The organism is Allochromatium tepidum, assembly GCF_018409545.1.
GTDB lineage: Bacteria > Pseudomonadota > Gammaproteobacteria > Chromatiales > Chromatiaceae > Thermochromatium > Thermochromatium tepidum_A.
Genome location: NZ_AP024563.1, coordinates 681436 through 698054 on the forward strand (window position 1 = coordinate 681436; position 16619 = coordinate 698054).

Genomic DNA, 16619 nt, shown 5'->3' on the forward strand with positions numbered 1-16619 from the left:
GCCTCCGCTTCCTCCGCTCGAAACAGGCCGCTGTGTGCGGCCTTTTCATTGCGCGCTCTCCGGACGCTCGAAATACTGAGTATTGAGCCGGTTTGAAACCACGGACCTTTGAATATTAGAATGCGACGATTGTCTCGTCCGTCATCCCCCGCGAAAGGTACCCCCCATGCAGGATCCAGCCAGTCATTCGGACAGCCTCGTCGGTCGCGTCGAGGTCAAGGAGACGACCTGTTACATGTGCGCCTGCCGGTGCGGTATCCGGGTGCATCTGCGCGATGGCGAGGTGCGCTACATCGACGGCAACCCCAATCATCCGCTGAACAAGGGCGTGATCTGCGCCAAGGGCAGCTCGGGGATCATGAAGCAGTACTCTCCAGGGCGGCTCACCCAACCGCTGCGGCGCAAGGCCAATGCCGAGCGCGGTGAGAGCGCCTTCGAGGTCATCTCCTGGGACGAAGCCTTCAATATGTTGGAGGAACGGCTCGCCAAGCTGCGCGCCGAGGATCCCAAGAAGTTCGCCCTCTTCACCGGCCGCGATCAGATGCAGGCGCTCACCGGTCTGTTCGCCAAGCAGTACGGCACGCCCAACTATGCCGCGCATGGCGGTTTCTGCTCGGTCAACATGGCCGCCGGTCTCATCTACACCATCGGCGGTTCGTTCTGGGAGTTCGGCGGCCCGGATCTGGAGCGCGCCAAGCTGTTCGTGATGATCGGCACTGCCGAGGACCATCATTCAAATCCGCTCAAGATCGCCATCTCCGAATTCAAGCGGCGCGGCGGACGCTTCATCTCGATCAATCCGGTGCGCACCGGCTATTCGGCCATCGCCGACGAGTGGGTGCCGATCAAGCCCGGCACCGACGGCGCGCTGATTCTGGCCATCACCCGCGAGATCTTGGACAAGGGACTGTTCGACCGCGACTTCCTGGTCCGCTACACCAATGCCGCCGAGCTGGTGATCGACGACCCGAGCCGCGACGATCACGGCCTGTTCTATCGCGCCGAGATGCACGTCGAGCCGGACTGCTTCGATCCGCAGAACAAGCTGTGGTGGGATCGCGACATCGACGGCCCGATCAGCACCCATACGCCCGGCGTCGATCCGCGTCTGATGGGCCGCTACGTCCTGCCCGACGGCACCCCGGTCAAGCCGTCGTTCCAGTTGCTCAAGGAGCGTCTGGAGCAATACACCCCCGAGTGGGCCGCGCCCATCACCGGCATCCCGGCCGACACCATCCGCCGTCTGGCCCACGAGATGGGCGTGACCGCGCGTGACCAGAAGATCGAGCTGCCGATCAAGTGGACCGACTGCTGGGACGACGAGCACGAGTCCGTCACCGGCAACCCGGTCGCCTTCCATGCCATGCGCGGACTGGCGGCGCACTCCAACGGCTTCCAGACCATCCGCGCGCTCGGCGTGCTGATGACCGTGCTCGGCACCATCGACCGTCCGGGCGGGTTCCGGCACAAGGCGCCCTATCCGCGTCCGATCCCGCCCTGCCCGAAGCCGCCGCACGGTCCCGAGGCCGTCCAGCCGAACACCCCGCTCGACGGCATGCCGCTCGGCTGGCCGTCCAAGCCCGAGGATCTGTTCGTCGATGCCGAGGGTGAGGCGGTGCGGCTCGACAAGGCGTTCTCCTGGGAGTATCCGCTCTCGGTGCATGGCCTGATGCACAACGTCATCACCAATGCCTGGCGCGGCGATCCCTATCCGATCGACACGCTTTTCCTGTTCATGGCCAACATGGCCTGGAACTCGACCATGAACACGGTCGAGGTGCGCAAGATGCTGGTCGACAAGCACCCGAACGGCGAATACAAGATCCCGTTCCTGGTGGTGTGCGACACCTTCGCCTCCGAGACCGTGGCCTTCGCCGATCTGGTGCTGCCGGATACCAGCTATCTGGAGCGCCATGACGTGCTCTCCATGCTCGACCGCCCGATCTCGGAATTCGACGGTCCGGTCGACTCGGTGCGCATCCCGGTGCTGCCGCCGAAGGGCGAGTGCAAGCCGTTCCAGGAGGTGCTGGTCGAACTCGGCTCGCGGCTCAAGCTGCCGGCCTTCACCAATGCCGACGGCAGTCGCAAGTATCGCAACTATCCGGACTTCATCGTCAACTACGAGACCTCGCCTGGGTCGGGCATCGGCTTCCTGGCCGGCTGGCGCGGCAAGGGCGGCGATCAGTTCCTCAAGGGCGAACCCAATCCGCATCAGTGGGAGATGTACGCCCAGAACGGTTGCGTGTTCCACTACGAACTGCCGCGCAGCTACCAGTACATGCGCAACTGGAACAAGGGCTATCTGCACTGGGCGCGCGCCCACGGCATGATCCGCTATGCCGAGCCGATCACCCTGCATCTGTATTCCGAGGTGTTGCAGCGCTTCCGGCTCGCCGCTCAGGGCAAGCGGCCCGGTCGTCGCCCGCCCGAGCGGTTGCGTCGGCGGGTCGAGACCTATTTCGACCCCTTGCCGTTCTACTATGAGCCGCTGGAATCGCGTTTCACCGACACCCAGCGCTATCCGCTCAACGCGCTCACCCAGCGCCCGATGGCCATGTACCACTCCTGGGACAGCCAGAACGCTTGGCTCAGGCAGATCCACAGCCACAACTATCTGTTCCTGAGTCCAAAGGTCGGTCTGGCTCAGGGCTTCGACGACGGCGATTGGGTCTGGGTCGAGTCGCCGCACGGCAAGGTGCGCTGCATGTGCCGCTTCTCCGAGGCCGTGGAGCCGGGCACCGTCTGGACCTGGAACGCCATCGGCAAGGGCGCGGGCGCCTGGGGTCTGGCCCCCAATGCCGACGAGGCGCGCAAGGGCTTCCTGCTCAACCACGTCATCAGCGAGGAGCTGCCCGCCCACGAAGCCGGCGAGCATCTCTCCAACTCCGACCCGGTGACCGGACAGGCCGCCTGGTTCGACGTGCGGGTGCGGGTCTACAAGGCCGAGGCGGGTGAACCCGAGGTCACCTCGCCCCAGTTCAAGCCGATGCCGCGTCTCCCCGGTCAGGAGAAGAAGCGCGGCAAGTGGCAGGCCTATGTGGCCGGTATCTTCGGGAAGCAAGCGTCATGACTCAACTCGCCCTCGTCATCGATCTCAACGTCTGCGTCGGCTGTCATGCCTGCGTGACCTCCTGCAAGGAGTGGAACACCTCCGGCTGGGCCGGTCCGCTGGCGGACCGGAACCCCTACGAGGGGTCGCCGACCGGCACCTTCTTCAACCGGGTGCAGACCTTCGAGGTCGGAACCTTTCCGAACACAGAGACGGTCCACTTCCCCAAGAGTTGTCTGCACTGCGAGGAACCGCCCTGTGTGCCCGTATGTCCGACCGGCGCGTCGTACAAGCGTCCGGACAACGGCGTGGTGCTGGTCGACTACGACAAGTGCATCGGCTGCAAATACTGCTCCTGGGCCTGTCCCTATGGCGCGCGCGAGCTGGATGAGCAGCAGCGGGTCATGAAGAAATGCACGCTCTGCATCGACCGCATCACCGACGCCAAGCTCTCCGAACGTGATCGCAAGCCGTCCTGCGTGCTGGCCTGTCCGGCCAATGCGCGTCTGTTCGGCGACGTGCACGATCCCGACTCCGAGGTCTCGATCGCCATCCGCGAGCGCGGCGGCTATCAGCTCATGCCCGAGTGGGGCACCAAGCCGGCCAATCACTATCTGCCGCGCCGGAAGACCCGGATGCACATCGATCCCGAGGAGATCACGCGCGTCGACAATCCCTGGCGTAAGGAAGACCTCACCGATTACACCGGCGAGGAAACCCTCGACGACGTGGCCTGGTAATCCGCCTTTCAGGATCGAATCCCATGCATCCAGCCTTCTCAGTCATCTTTCTGACCACGCTGCTCGGTGCCGGTCAGGGTCTCTATCTGGCGATGGTCACCGGCCAGCTCTATGCCATCGCCCGTTTCCTGCCCGCTCAGGCCGACCAGTTCTATGCCGTCGGCAGTCTGGTCGCGTTGCTGCTCCTGATCGCCGGGCTCGGCGCGTCCTTCTTCCATCTCGGACGGCCGGAACGGGCCTGGCGCGCGGCGGCGATGTGGCGCACCTCCTGGCTGTCGCGTGAGGTCATCGTGCTGCCGATCGTCATGGCGCTGGTGTTCGCCTATGGCGTGGCGCACTGGTTCGAGTGGACCCAGCCGCTGTTCCAGGTCGGCGCGGCGCTCCAGGTCGATCTGACCCTGCTGCTCGGGGTGTTGGGGACGGTGGCCAGTCTGGCGCTCTTCGTCTGCACGGCCATGATCTATGCGGCCGTGCGGTTCCTGCAGGAATGGCATACGCCGCTCACGGTCAGCAACTTTCTGTTCCTGGGGGCGGCCTCGGGTTTCATGCTGGCGGCGGCCTATTCGGCCTATATCGGTAATCCGCTGGTGACCTTCTACGGCACCTGGGCGGTGATCCTGACCCTGGTCGGTCTGGCCTCGCGCCTGGCGCATCTGCGCCGCAATGCCCGGCTCAAGCACAAGAGCACGGTCCAGACCGCCATCGGCGTGCGTCATGCCAATGTGGTCCAGAAGGCGCAGGGCGCAACGGGCGGCAGCTTCAACACCCGTGAGTTCTTCCACGGCCAGAGCCGGTCACTGGTCGAACGGCTGCGCTACGTCTATCTGGCGCTGGTCTTTCCGATCCCGGTGCTGCTGATCGGGTTGTCCTATCTCATCGGCTCGTCGAATCTGCCGATCATCGCCTTCTTCGTCCAGTTCGCCGGCTTGCTGATCGAGCGCTGGTCGTTCTTCGCCGAGGCGCGCCATCCGCAGAATCTCTATTATCAGTCGGTGGCTTGATCCTCATTGCTGCTCTGCGCCGGCGGACTTGGGCGATAGGTGAGCGACGAATCGCCCGCCGGCCATTGTCCCTTGAGACTGTTGGTCGCCTCCGGGCCGCTGAAGCTCAAATAGCTGTATTTGCCGTAGTGCGGCAGCTTGCGTGCCAGAGCGGGCAGGGCGTCCGGCGTGTGCGTGGCCATCCAGGCGACGGGGCGATCCTCCAGCCGGCGGGTCAGCACCGGGCTGTCGGTTGCAGGATCGAGCGTCGCGTTCATGCCGTTCGGTGCTGAGGTCAGCGTCAACCTGGGTGCCTGATCGTCGTCCGGGGTCAGGGCGAAATCGGCAGCATCACGCGCAAAGGCGGCAAGATGACGGTTCTCCCAACCGAGCAGCCACACGGGCCGATCGGTGGGCAGTCGCTCGACCGCTTGATCTTCGTCGATCTGCCAGCCGGGATGTCCGGCGCGCCAGCTCTCGGCCAAGCGGCGATAGCCCGACTGGAGTGCCTCCGGGGCCGCAGCGGGAATCAGGATGAGTCCCTGTTCGGACCCGAAGAGATTGCTCAGGGTCACGGGCAGTTCGCCTGCGGCCAGGGCGCGGAAGACCTCGAAGTCCGGGTCGAGGCGCAGACGCACGGGGGCGGATCTGAGTGCGAGGTCGAACCGGGTCTCGCGCGCGTGACTGATGACCGTCTCGACCACGGATTCGCCCGAGTCGAGATCGATGACGACCGGTATAGCGAGCGGAAAGGGCGGTTCGGGCTGGGTTTGTCGAATCCGACCGCTGATCCGATAGCCCTCCGCTGTGCTCTTTGTCTCGACAGTGTCCAGCGCCAGACTGGGCGCACCGGCACGTTCGATCCAAGCGGCGAAGAACGCGCTCAGATCCCGTCCGCTCACGTGCTCGAAGGCAAGGCGCAGGTCCGCATAGCCGGCCGCCCGGAAGCGGTTGTCGGCATAGAAGCGCCGCAGACCCTGGATGAAGGTCTCATCACCGAGTTCGCGCCGCAGCATGTGGAAGACCATGGCCCCCTTGTTGTAGCCGATGGCCTGAGTGTCCGCCCCATGCCGCTGCACGAACTCGGTCAGCGGAAAGTCCCGTCCCTGCCGCACATAGTCGGCGAAGCTCTTGAGCATGTCGCGCCGACCCTCGACCCCGCGTCCGGCACGCTCCATGAGCCAGTAGTCGGCCAGATAGTTGGTCAGACCCTCGCTCCAGTTGCCCGATCCATAGTCCACATAGACCCCGTTGCCCCACCAGTTGTGCAGGATTTCGTGCGGATAGGAGGTCTGGAGGATGAAGGGCAGACGGATGACCTGCGGACCGAGCAGGGTGAAGGACGGCATGCCGTAGCCCGACTCCCAGAAATTCTCGACCAGCGCGAACTTGGCGAAAGGGTAGGGGCCGATGAGGTCGGAATAGAAGGCGAGATACTCCAGCGTGGCGTCCAGATAGCGCTCGGCCAGCGCCGCGTCCGGCTCGCGCAGATAGACCTGGGCCTCGGCCTGTACGTTATCCGAACGCTTGTGATAGGCGTGGAAGCGGCCGGCGATCAGATAGATGTCGTCCTGCGGTTGCAACTCGGACCAGTGTGACCGGCCCTTGGCCGGGTCGGTCGTGCCCGCGCCCTGGGCGATCGCCGACCAGCCCTCGGGCAGCCGGACATCGAGCACGAAGGCTTGATGGCTCTCGGGAATACGCGGATACCAGCCGCTGTTGCCGTCGAGAAAGACGCCATCCGGCGCGATGGTTCCGTGCGACCACTGACGCGCGCGCCCGAGACTCTCGTCTATACGCTCCAGGTCGTGACGGATGCGTCCGCCATAGGCGAGCGTCACGGCTCCGGGCGTCTTCAGGCTCAGGCGATACTCGACCAGGTGCCCGAACCCCGAAACGCGCGTCAGAGTCGCCTCGCCGTCGATGATCTTCGGGTCGAGTCCGGTATGCAGGATCAGCGACCACTGGCTTTTCGATGCGGGAAGCCGCATCCGGTCCCTGACCTCGATCAGCCCCTGTTCGGGGTCGAGCCGAACCTCCAGATGGTGCCGGATCAGGAGTTCGGAGGCGAGCACCTGACTGATGGGAAGCGGCTGACCGAGAAGCAGTAACAGCCCGAAAAAGAGAAGGGTTGGCGTCCGCGCGATCGATACGCACCGATCGCACCAACTGCATACATTTCCATCCGCCATGATCGACTCCTGTTCGGTCGGTTTTGGTCTGGGCATCTGGCCTGGGAACCCATTTGCTACCGGCAATTCCAAATTTAAGACCACTTTGTCATCATGCTCTTTGATGAAAGCCCCCATGCCCCCTCAGCGCCGAGTCCGGTGCCGTGGAGGAGGCTGGGCCGGTTGGAGGGCCTCCGGCATGCACTCAAACAAGTCTTCCCAGGCGGCAAAGAGGACGTATTGGGTCAAGGCGCGTAGATGCTCGAAGAAGGTGCGGCGTGAGGGGAGCTGTTGGCGCACGCGGTGATGGAGGGTATCGAAGTGATCGAGGATGGAGTGCGTCAGAAAGGCCGGCTCGACGAACAGCTCAAACACCGACTCCGGGGGAATGGGGTCGAGTAGGTTGCGAATCTGCTGGTCGCTCGGGATCTGATCGACCCCAAACAGCGTGGCCGCGTTATTGGCTCCGCGCTCGTACTGCATCCGGCGCTGAAACTGGTGGTTGCCGCCTTTACGCGCATCGGGCAGTGCATACGACACCTCGCGCACGCGCGCTACCAGTGTCGCGGGAGAAAGCTCCGGGGTGGGGGGAGGGATCGACTGGACAACCATCGGCTTATCCGTGGCGCTGTGATGAATCGCTCGAAAGCCCCTGATAGCACAAGGGGCTTAAATTTGGAATTGCTGATTGCAGATCTTGCAATCTGCCGGCACGTCGATGGCCGATGCGGGGCGGATATCGCTGAACGTGGTGGCCCGTGCGGTGGGTTCGGGGATGCGGTCTGGACACGCCGGCGCTTGAAGGCGGCCGTGAACTGAGCCGATCATAACGGACGCGGTTTGGCGTCCAAGACGACGGGGTAGCGCATGTTGCATCGAATCCATGACAGACTGACATTGGCGGTCATCTTCGCGATGGCGGGTAGCCTGACCCCGGCCGGGGAGTCGCCCATGTCGTCGCTCCAGGGCAACCCGACACGGGTGCTGGAGAGCGCGCACCTGACCGACATGGACGCGCTGATCGCGCGTCTGGCCGACAAGCGCGTGATATTGGTCGGCGAGCAGCACGACCGCTACGAAGATCATCTCAATCAAGCCGCCATCATCGAGGGCCTGCTGGCGCGCGGCCGTTCCGTGGCGATCGGGATGGAGATGTTCCAGCAACCCTATCAGCCCGCACTCGACGCCTATGTCGCCGGCGAGATCGACGAGGCCGAACTGCTGCGTCGCACCCAGTATTTCGACCGCTGGCGCTTCGACTACCGGCTCTATCGACCCATTCTGCGTCTGGCGCGCGCGCACCGGATTCCGGTGATCGCGCTCAACCTCGAATCCGAGCTCACACGTCAGGTCGGCGCCGGCGGGATCGCGAGCCTGAACGAGGCCGATCGCGCGCGCCTGCCCGAGATCGACCGCTCGGACGCGGACCATCGCGCACGCCTGGAGGCGATCTTCAAGCATCATCCGGACGAACAGCAGCGTAACTTCGAACACTTCCTGGAGGTCCAGCTCCTCTGGGACGAGGGCATGGCCGAACGCGCGGCGCGCTACCTGACCGAGCACCCCGAACGCACGCTGGTCGTGATCAGTGGCGACGGCCACATCGAATACGGTCAGGGTATCCCCAAACGGCTCGCCCGCCGCGTGCCGGTCCCCATGGCCACTCTGCTCGATGGCCAGGGGCGCACACCGGATCCGAGTGCCGCCGACTTCTTCCTCTATCCGGATCCGGTCGAACTGCCGCCTACGGGCAAACTCGGCGTATTGCTCGGCCGGCCGGCGCCTGAGGGTGGGATGGCGATCGATGGTTTTGCCGAGGATAGCGGCGCGCGAACGGCGGGTCTGCAAACCGGCGATCGCATCGTCCGGGTCGACGGACAGCCGATCACGAGCTATGCCGACATCCGTCTCGCCCTGCTCGACGCCGAACCGAATGGCAAGGTCGAGGTCGAGGCGATCCGCTCGCGTCGGCTCGGTGGCGACGAGCGACTGACACTCGAGGTCGAACTGCGCTGAATCGAGTGCACTATACTTCGGTGCGCGCGTGGTGTGCGCAAGGGTCGTGACGTCCTCAACCAAAACCGAGTGAATTGACCATGAACTCCGATCTTTCCTTGTTTCGAATCTCGAGCCTGCTCGTGATCGCGGCCGGATTGACGATCGAGTCTGCGGAGGCGGACAGTCTGCTGTTTCCCGTGCTGGTCAGCAATGCCCCGACCGTGACCACGATCGCCTCGGTCGTGGATGGACCCACCGCCGGCGGCGGGGCAACCCATCTGACCTATATCTATCGCTACAAGGACGCTTTCGACTCGTCCGGTGTGCCGAATCGGAATGGAAACTGCTCGACCAGAACCCTGACCCGCTCCTCGATCAGTGGTGACGTGGTCAGCTTCGATGTCGCCGGCGCCTTCGAGGGCGGCAATGCCCTGTTCGGAGATGCCAATTTCTATGGTGGGGGCTTCGGGCTCGGCGTGACCGGACCGCAGCGCGGCTATCTGCTGGTGACGAACACCAACTCCACGGGTACTCCCATCGTCGTGGGTGACGATGTGGATCTGTCCGGTGAGTTCGTCGTCATGGAGATCGCGGGCGGTGCCGCCTGGGGCGGTAAGGCCATCAATGACGTCAACCGGGAAAATTTCGACTTCATCAACGCCAATATCCCCGGCGGCGGCGTCTATTCCGCGCTGCCATCGAACGGGTCGATTTACCGTCGTTTCACCTTTGCGCCGCCCAGCGAATGGTCGACACGCTTCTTCGTGACGCCGATCGGCGCCAACATGGATTCCGCCCAATTGTCGGCCCCCGTGTCCGTAACCAATCTCTATGACCGGGATGGTCAATCCCGGCCCTTTACCTCCATCGTTCTGAGCGTGACCTGTACGGCAGCCGTCGATCTGAGGGATCTGGTCGACAGCAGTACCTGGGCGGCCGTCGAGAATACCGGTGGCTGGGCCTCTTTTGGGGCGAACAATGCCGTCGTCTACAAGCTCGAGTATTCCATGGACCCACAATACAACGGAACGGTCAACAATGGGTTCCTGCTCAGTGATTATGCGCTTCCCTAGCTGATAGGGGGACTCGCGCCGTGGCGGAAAAGGGGGAGTCCCTCTTTTCCGTCTTTTCGTTGACGGCTTTTGGGGTTTTCAGGAGTGGATATGAGTGATTGGAATCCTTGCAGGGCGGGCCGGTCGATTGCGATGGCACTTGCATTGAGTGGCTCCTGTGCCCTGGCGGAATCCATGTCTCGTGGCGGCCCCGTGGACATCGGGGTCGACCCCCTGCTCGCCGGTGATAGGGCCGCTTACGTCGGCGGGGACGGTCTGTATTCGATTACGAGGGACGTCGCGGCTCCACAGCCGATCGGGCCACGTCTCGAATCGACGCGAATCCGCGTTCTGAGTCCCGGACTGCATGTCGACGGCGGGCGCTCGACGGCGGTCTGGATAGAAAAGTTGCCCGAGGGCAATCGGTTGCTTTCATCCGCTTGCGGCGACGGGAAGGCCTGTTGGGAGACGGTCGAATCCATTGCCGAGCGTATCCGTTCGACCCTGGTTCGCCTGGAGCCGGTCGGTGACGGGCTCTATGCGATCGATGCGACCCCAGGCCGGCAGCCGGTTTTGTCGTTGACTCGCCTCTCTGACTCGGACGTATCCCGTCAGAGCTTGCCGATCCCGAATCTCGAGGAATTGGGTGAGATCTCGACGCTGTCTCTGGATCGGACTCTCCACATCTTCTTCAATGGTCGCCGGATGGGGCGGGAGCTCATCGGAACGCTCGCCTACGACACCCTGTCCGGACAGGTGACGTCCGTGGAAACTGTGGTCGAAACGCCTTTCACGCCCTTGATGGAGGCGCTGGTCATCGCGAAACGACCGGCGCTGCTGTTCAAGGTCTATGAGCAAGGCCGCTTCTCCCTGAATCTGGCCGTGCGCGAGGGCGATGACTGGCACGTCTCACCGGTCGCCGGGGCCGATGGGCTCGATGTCGCCCGTCTCGACCGGCACGTCTGGCCGGATGGCCGATTGCTCGTGGTGTTCAGCGGCGAGCGGCGGGAGCGGACCAAACAAAGAGTCTACGCCGCGCTCAGCGACGATCTGGGCGCCCATTGGCGAACACGTCAACTGGATAGCGCAGAATTCGCCAACACCCGCGCCTGGCTCCCGCGCCTGACCGTCGATGGTGAGCGCGTGGCCGTGGTGTGGGAGGATTCGCGTGACATTCGCGCGCGTATCCGTATGCAGCTATCCGGTGATCGGGGCGAGCACTGGCTCGCGCGGGACATCCCGCTGTCGACGCAGGGCGCGTATGCCATCCGTCCTCGGATCGATCATGTCGACGGCGAACTCTCCGTGGCCTGGCATCAGTATCGCTCGGACAAGCGGGATCGGGCGGATCTGATCCTGCGGACGCTGAGCTGGGATGAGGCCTGGGCGATGGCCGGCCCGGCCGAAGCGACATCCGCGCCGGCCGACAGGACACAGGAACTGGAGACGGCCGTGCACGCGGCCTGGAAGGCGATCACGGACGGGGATCGAGCGGCTGTCTATCGAGCCTATGATCCGTTCTATCGCGCCAAGGTCGATTTCGAGCGATATGGATCCAAAGCCGCCCCTTCCGCGTTCCAGGGATACGAGATCCGGGACATGCTCGTCCAGGGTAACGAGGCCCAAGTAAGCATCCTGGCCGACATCTCACCCCCCGGAGCGGACGAACGTTCTGATGACTCGGGTGCATCCGTTCGTTATCTGGTTCGCGATACTTGGCTCTATGTCGATGGACGCTGGTATCGGAAGTTCGTCGATGACTTCTCTGGAGCCAGCGCCATCGCTTATTAGTCTTCGTATCCGCAGACATGATCGTCATGACGGCGCATTCTGCGCCAACCTTCCACAGGCCGAGCCCACCTTGAATCCCACGCCCAAAAAGATCCCGGAACTCCTGTCCCCGGCCGGTACGCTCCGCAATCTGAGTTATGCGCTCGCCTATGGCGCCGACGCCGTCTATGCCGGTCTGCCGCGCTACAGTCTGCGCGTGCGCAACAACGACTTCGATCTGGCCAATCTGGCCGCCGGCCTCGCCGAGACGCATCGGCAGGGCAAGCGGCTCTATCTGGCCGCCAACCTCATGCCGCACGGGGCCAAGCTCAAGACCTTCATCGACGACATGCGGCCCATCGTCGAGCTGGGGCCGGACGGGCTGATCATGGCCGATCCGGGCCTGATCCTGCTCGCGCGCGAGCAGTGGCCGGAACTGCCGATCCATCTCTCGGTGCAGGCCAACACGGTCAACGCCGCCGCCGTGCGCTTCTGGCAGCGGCAGGGGCTCAAGCGCGTCATCCTCTCGCGCGAGCTGTCGCTCGCGGCCGTCGCCGAGATCCGTGACGCCTGTCCCGACATCGAGCTCGAAGTCTTCGTCCATGGTGCACTCTGCATCGCCTATTCCGGGCGCTGTCTGCTCTCGGGGTATTTCAATCATCGTGATGCCAACCAGGGTGCCTGCACCAATGCCTGCCGCTGGGAATACCGGCTGGGCGCACCGGCCGGCGATGTCCCCGCCGACGAGGCCCAGGCAGGGCAGGGGGGCGAACCCGATCACCGGCACGAGCACGCCGACACCGAACCGGCTCCGGCACGCCGCCATCCGGCCGCCGAGTCGGTCTATCTGCTGGAGGAGGCCCAGCGCCCCGGTGACTACATGCCGATCTTCGAGGACGAGCACGGCACCTATATCCTCAACTCGCGCGATCTGTGCGCCATCGAGCATGTCGAGCGGCTGGTGGCCATGGGGATCGACTGTCTGAAGATCGAGGGGCGTACCAAATCGCACTACTATGTCGCGCGCGCCACCCAGGCCTATCGCGCCGCCATCGACGACGCCCTGGCCGGACGGGCCTTTCGTCCCGAACTCAAGCGCGATCTGGAGGGACTGGCCAATCGCGGCTATACCGAGGGCTTCTATCGCCGTCACGCCCCGAGCGAGACCCAGAACTATGCCTATGGTGCCTCGCGCAACCAGCGCCGGATCTTCGTCGGCGACCTGAGTGATGCCGAACCGGGCTGGGCCGAAGTCGAGGTCAGGAACCGCTTCGCGCTCGGTGATACGCTGGAGCTGATGACGCCGGGCGGGAACCGTGCTTTCCGGCTGGAGCGGCTGGAGACCCTGGACAGTGAGCCGCTGGAGGTCGCGCCCGGCTCGGGCTGGCGAGTGCGCATCCCAGTACCCGAACCCGTCGGCGACGGCGCCTTGCTGACGCGCGCCCTGGAGTCGAGTTGAAGCGTATGGATGAACGCTAACGAATCCAGTCGATGAGGTTCATCAGCGGGTCTTCGCCCGTCTCGGGTCCGATGACCCGGCCGTGCACGCTCTGACCGGCTTTTAGGACCGAGTCGGGATCGCCGCTGATCAGCGGATGCCAACTCGGCAGCGGTTTGCCCTCGGCCAGGAGTCGATAGGCGCAGGTCTCCGGCAGCCATTTGGGCCAGGCCGGCACCTGGGGGACGATGGTCACGCAGTCGGGCATGTGCTGGGCGCGCTCGGCGTAGCGACGGCAGCGGCAGGTCTCCAGGTCGAGCAGGGCGCAGGCCACGCGCGAATAGATGATGTCGCCGGTCTCCTCGTCCTCGAACTTCTCCAGACAGCACTTGCCGCAGCCGTCGCAGAGCGACTCCCACTGCTCGGCGGTCAGTTCGGTCAGGGGCGTGGTTTCCCAAAAGCGTTCGTTCATCGGGCGAGGACTCGTGTTTGGCTCGACGGCCATGGATCATGGCCGGTGAGACTGGATCGGGACGCCGATTCTGAGGCCAGGATGCCCGGCCGTCGACCACATTCGACCTCGGGCGTTCGAACCGTTACCGATCGATGATCGACATCGATGTGGAGGAGAACGAGAGTATGTGCCATGACGCTCAGTGCCTGATCGAGACGCCGATCGGCCGGTTGGGCCTGCATTGGCGGGGCGATGTCCTGACCGGCATCGATCTGGATCCGCCACCGACTGATCACCCACCACCATCAGGATGTGATACGCCACGTCCGCCAAGGGTAATCACGCGCCGGCTCGACGCCTATTTCCGCGCGCCCGAAACGCGCTTCGATCTGCCGCTGGATCTGGCCGGAACGGCGTTTCAGCAACGGGTGTGGGCACTGTTGCGCACCATTCCCGTCGGCCGGACGCGCACCTATGGCGAGATCGCCCGCGAACTCGGCAGTGCGGCGCGTGCGGTCGGACAGGCCTGCCGTGCCAATCCCTGTCCCATCGTGGTGCCCTGTCATCGGGTCGTCGGTCAGCGTGGGCTGGGCGGCTTCGCCGGAGACCGGACGGGCCGACGGCTCGCCATCAAGCGCCGGTTGCTGGAACACGAGGGCGTTTTACGGTATTCAACGCCGACCGACAGCACGCTCGGGCCGGCACCGGCCCCCTGAAGACAGGATGGACGACCGCACACTGATCGAAGGTTTCGCCGACGCACTCTGGATGGAACGCGGCCTGAGCCGAAACACGCTCACCGCCTATCAGTCGGACCTGCGCGCCTTCGCCCACTGGCTGAACCAGGAGCGCGGGCGCTCGCTGATCGCCGCCGAGCGTGCCGATCTGCTCGACTATCTGGCGCGGCTCGCCCGGCAGGGCCGCAACCCGCGCTCCAGCGCGCGTCTGCTGTCCTGCCTGCGTCAGTTCTATCAGCATCTGCGCCGGCGCGGTCTGATCGAGGCCGACCCCAGCGCCCGCGTCGAGGCGCCCAAGCTCGGACGCCCGTTGCCCAAGAGTCTGAGTGAAGCCGATGTCGAAGCCCTGCTCAACGCCCCGGACACGCAAGATGCACGCGGCCATCGCGACCGCACCATGCTGGAGGTGCTCTATGCCGGTGGTCTGCGCGTCAGCGAACTGGTGAACCTCACCCCCAGTCAGGTCAGCCTGACTCAAGGCGTGGTGCGCATCCTCGGCAAGGGCGGCAAGGAACGTCTGGTACCGCTCGGCGAGGACGCCTGCGACTGGCTACGCGACTATGCACGCGGCCCACGGCTGGATATCCTCGGCGGTCGGGTCAGCGACTTCCTGTTTCCGACCGGCCGCAGCGACTGCATGACGCGCCAGGCCTTCTGGCAGCTCATCAAGCGCTATGCCATCCGGGCCGGGATCGTCAAACCGCTCTCGCCCCACACCCTGCGCCACGCCTTCGCCACCCACCTGCTCAATCATGGTGCCGATCTGCGTGTGGTGCAGATGCTGCTCGGCCACAGCGACCTCTCGACCACCCAGATCTACACCCATGTGGCACGCGAACGGCTCAAGCAGCTCCATGCGCGCCATCATCCCCGTGGCTGAAAGCCGGAAGCCGAAGATGGGCCGCCGACTCAATCCCAGACGCCAGAACACCGCCGAATGGGTTAAGATTCAACCCATTCATCACTCGACACCGTCCTACCGAGAGTCTTACCCGTCATGCCTTCATTCGACGTCGTCTCCGAGATCGATCTGCAAGAGGTGCGCAACGCGGTCGATCAGTCCAACCGCGAGATCGGCACCCGCTTCGATTTCAAGGGCGTCAAAGCCAGTTTCGAGCTGGGCGACGACAAGATCCTGCTCACCGGCGAGCAGGAGTTCCACCTCCAGCAGATGATGGATATCCTGCGCCAGAAGCTGGTCAAACGCGGAATCGACCTGGCGAGCCTCGACCCCGGCGAACCCGTGACCAACCTGAGCAGCGCGCGTCAGGAGGTCAAACTCAAGCAGGGCGTCGACTCGGACACGGCCAAGACCCTGGTCAAGGCCATCAAGGCGAGCAAGGTCAAGGTGCAGGCCCAGATCCAGGGCGATCGGCTCCGCGTCACCGGCAAGAAGCGCGATGATCTCCAGGAGGTCATCGCGTTGCTGCGTGGCGGTGACTGGGGGTTGCCGTTACAGTTCAACAATTTCCGCGACTAAGGTTTCGACATCCATGAACAGACCGACTCAACGCCTGCTGATCGCCGCCGCGCTGACCCTCTCCACCACACTGGCGTTCGCCTCGCCCGAGCAGAAGATCCGCGAGGCGCTCAAGGAGATCGCGCCCGATCTCAAGGTCACCAGCATCCAGCCCGCGCCGATCAAGGGACTCTACGAGGTCATGGCCGGCACGGATCTGATGTATATCACCGCCGATGGCCGTCACTTCATCAGTGGTCACATCGTCGATCTCAAGACGCGCGACGATCTCACCGAGCCGCGTCTGGCCGAGGCGCGCAAGCGTCTGATCGACGCCGTCGGTGAGGATGCCATGGTGATCTTCGGCAACAAGAGCGCCAAGCACACCATCACCGTCTTCACCGACATCGAATGCGGCTACTGTCGCAAGCTGCACAGCCAGATCGCCGACTACGAGAAGGAAGGCATCCGGGTGCGTTATCTGTTCTTCCCGCGCGCCGGCAAGGACAGCGCGGCTTATGACGAGGCTGTCTCGGTCTGGTGCGCGGGCGACGATGCGGCTCGTCGCACGGCTCTGACCAAGGCCAAGTCCGGCCAGACGATCGAAACCAAGACCTGTGACAACCCCGTCGAGAAGCACATGGCGCTCGGCGCCGATCTCGGACTGCGCGGTACCCCGGCGATCATCACCGATAGCGGCGAGATGATCCCCGGCTATGTCGAACCCAAGCGTCTGGCGGCCCGGCTCAACGGGCAGCCCGGCGGCTGAGC

General features: G+C 64.2%; 14 protein-coding genes. 11 read left to right on the forward strand and 3 right to left on the reverse strand.

The genetic code is table 11. The annotated features are described in order from the left end of the window. Nucleotides 1-166 precede the first annotated feature (166 nt). From soeA to soeC, 3 genes are read left to right on the forward strand one after another with little or no spacing between them, the layout of a single operon-like run. Entirely contained in the window at nucleotides 167-3070 is a 2904-nt protein-coding gene (soeA, locus tag Atep_RS03220; RefSeq protein ID WP_213380246.1) for a sulfite dehydrogenase subunit SoeA, read from the forward strand. Then, nucleotides 3067-3789 carry a sulfite dehydrogenase subunit SoeB gene (gene soeB / locus Atep_RS03225; protein WP_213380247.1) on the forward strand — a complete coding sequence of 241 codons (723 nt, stop codon included), beginning with the start codon at nucleotides 3067-3069 and terminating at the stop codon, nucleotides 3787-3789. The genes soeA and soeB overlap by 4 nt, the downstream gene beginning before the upstream one ends. 23 nt (nucleotides 3790-3812) lie before the next feature. Beyond that, a complete protein-coding gene (gene soeC, locus Atep_RS03230; protein ID WP_213380248.1) occupies nucleotides 3813-4790 on the forward strand; it encodes a sulfite dehydrogenase subunit SoeC in 978 nt (325 codons plus the stop codon). On the opposite strand, the gene Atep_RS03235 is transcribed toward soeC, so the two are convergent. Further along, a complete protein-coding gene (locus Atep_RS03235) occupies nucleotides 4775-6844 on the reverse strand; it encodes a M1 family metallopeptidase (protein ID WP_236786424.1) in 2070 nt (689 codons plus the stop codon). The two genes, soeC and Atep_RS03235, sit on opposite strands and share 16 nt — an antisense overlap. A 240-nt stretch (nucleotides 6845-7084) precedes the next feature. Beyond that, complete coding sequence (locus Atep_RS03240) at nucleotides 7085-7489, reverse strand: hypothetical protein (RefSeq protein WP_213380250.1); 405 nt, start codon at nucleotides 7487-7489, stop codon at nucleotides 7085-7087. Nucleotides 7490-7891: 402 nt separating this feature from the next. Between Atep_RS03240 and Atep_RS03245 the strand changes: the two genes are divergently transcribed. The 4 genes from Atep_RS03245 to trhP all read left to right on the forward strand — a co-directional run bounded on the left by Atep_RS03245 (nucleotide 7892) and on the right by trhP (nucleotide 13219). After that, entirely contained in the window at nucleotides 7892-8956 is a 1065-nt protein-coding gene (locus Atep_RS03245; protein WP_236786426.1) for a ChaN family lipoprotein, read from the forward strand. An 80-nt stretch (nucleotides 8957-9036) separates the two neighbouring features. Continuing rightward, the gene (locus Atep_RS03250) at nucleotides 9037-10011 is read left to right on the forward strand and encodes a hypothetical protein (protein WP_213380252.1); all 975 of its coding nucleotides are present in this window, start codon (nucleotides 9037-9039) and stop codon (nucleotides 10009-10011) included. A 69-nt stretch (nucleotides 10012-10080) separates the two neighbouring features. After that, nucleotides 10081-11781: a hypothetical protein gene (locus tag Atep_RS03255; RefSeq protein WP_213380253.1), complete on the forward strand. Its 1701-nt coding sequence runs from the start codon at nucleotides 10081-10083 to the stop codon at nucleotides 11779-11781. A 70-nt stretch (nucleotides 11782-11851) separates the two neighbouring features. Further along, nucleotides 11852-13219, forward strand: a complete 1368-nt coding sequence (trhP, locus tag Atep_RS03260; RefSeq protein ID WP_213380254.1) for a prephenate-dependent tRNA uridine(34) hydroxylase TrhP — start codon at nucleotides 11852-11854, stop codon at nucleotides 13217-13219. 16 nt (nucleotides 13220-13235) lie between these two features. Here the strand turns inward: trhP and Atep_RS03265 are convergent, their stop codons facing one another. Next, nucleotides 13236-13670, reverse strand: a complete 435-nt coding sequence (locus Atep_RS03265; protein ID WP_213380255.1) for a YcgN family cysteine cluster protein — start codon at nucleotides 13668-13670, stop codon at nucleotides 13236-13238. A gap of 134 nt (nucleotides 13671-13804) precedes the next feature. On the opposite strand from Atep_RS03265, the gene Atep_RS03270 reads away from it, so the two are divergent. From Atep_RS03270 to Atep_RS03285, 4 genes are all read left to right on the forward strand, one after another. After that, a complete protein-coding gene (locus Atep_RS03270; RefSeq protein ID WP_236786428.1) occupies nucleotides 13805-14368 on the forward strand; it encodes a methylated-DNA--[protein]-cysteine S-methyltransferase in 564 nt (187 codons plus the stop codon). A 7-nt stretch (nucleotides 14369-14375) separates the two neighbouring features. Next, the gene (gene xerD / locus Atep_RS03275; protein ID WP_213380256.1) at nucleotides 14376-15269 is read left to right on the forward strand and encodes a site-specific tyrosine recombinase XerD; all 894 of its coding nucleotides are present in this window, start codon (nucleotides 14376-14378) and stop codon (nucleotides 15267-15269) included. Nucleotides 15270-15386: 117 nt separating this feature from the next. After that, a complete protein-coding gene (locus Atep_RS03280; RefSeq protein ID WP_213380257.1) occupies nucleotides 15387-15869 on the forward strand; it encodes a YajQ family cyclic di-GMP-binding protein in 483 nt (160 codons plus the stop codon). A gap of 13 nt (nucleotides 15870-15882) precedes the next feature. Further along, complete coding sequence (locus Atep_RS03285; RefSeq protein ID WP_213380258.1) at nucleotides 15883-16617, forward strand: DsbC family protein; 735 nt, start codon at nucleotides 15883-15885, stop codon at nucleotides 16615-16617. Nucleotides 16618-16619 lie beyond the last annotated feature (2 nt).

Bases quoted from the DNA above. Each gene is read 5' to 3' on its own strand.
- soeA (WP_213380246.1), top strand. From the start codon at position 167: ATGCAGGATCCAGCCAGTCATTCGGACAGCCTCGTCGGTCGCGTCGAG.
- soeB (WP_213380247.1), top strand. From the start codon at position 3,067: ATGACTCAACTCGCCCTCGTCATCGATCTCAACGTCTGCGTCGGCTGT.
- soeC (WP_213380248.1), top strand. From the start codon at position 3,813: ATGCATCCAGCCTTCTCAGTCATCTTTCTGACCACGCTGCTCGGTGCC.
- Atep_RS03245 (WP_236786426.1), top strand. From the start codon at position 7,892: ATGTCGTCGCTCCAGGGCAACCCGACACGGGTGCTGGAGAGCGCGCAC.
- Atep_RS03250 (WP_213380252.1), top strand. From the start codon at position 9,037: ATGAACTCCGATCTTTCCTTGTTTCGAATCTCGAGCCTGCTCGTGATC.
- Atep_RS03265 (WP_213380255.1), bottom strand. From the start codon at position 13,670: ATGAACGAACGCTTTTGGGAAACCACGCCCCTGACCGAACTGACCGCC.
- Atep_RS03270 (WP_236786428.1), top strand. From the start codon at position 13,805: ATGATCGACATCGATGTGGAGGAGAACGAGAGTATGTGCCATGACGCT.
- xerD (WP_213380256.1), top strand. From the start codon at position 14,376: ATGGACGACCGCACACTGATCGAAGGTTTCGCCGACGCACTCTGGATG.
- Atep_RS03280 (WP_213380257.1), top strand. From the start codon at position 15,387: ATGCCTTCATTCGACGTCGTCTCCGAGATCGATCTGCAAGAGGTGCGC.
- Atep_RS03285 (WP_213380258.1), top strand. From the start codon at position 15,883: ATGAACAGACCGACTCAACGCCTGCTGATCGCCGCCGCGCTGACCCTC.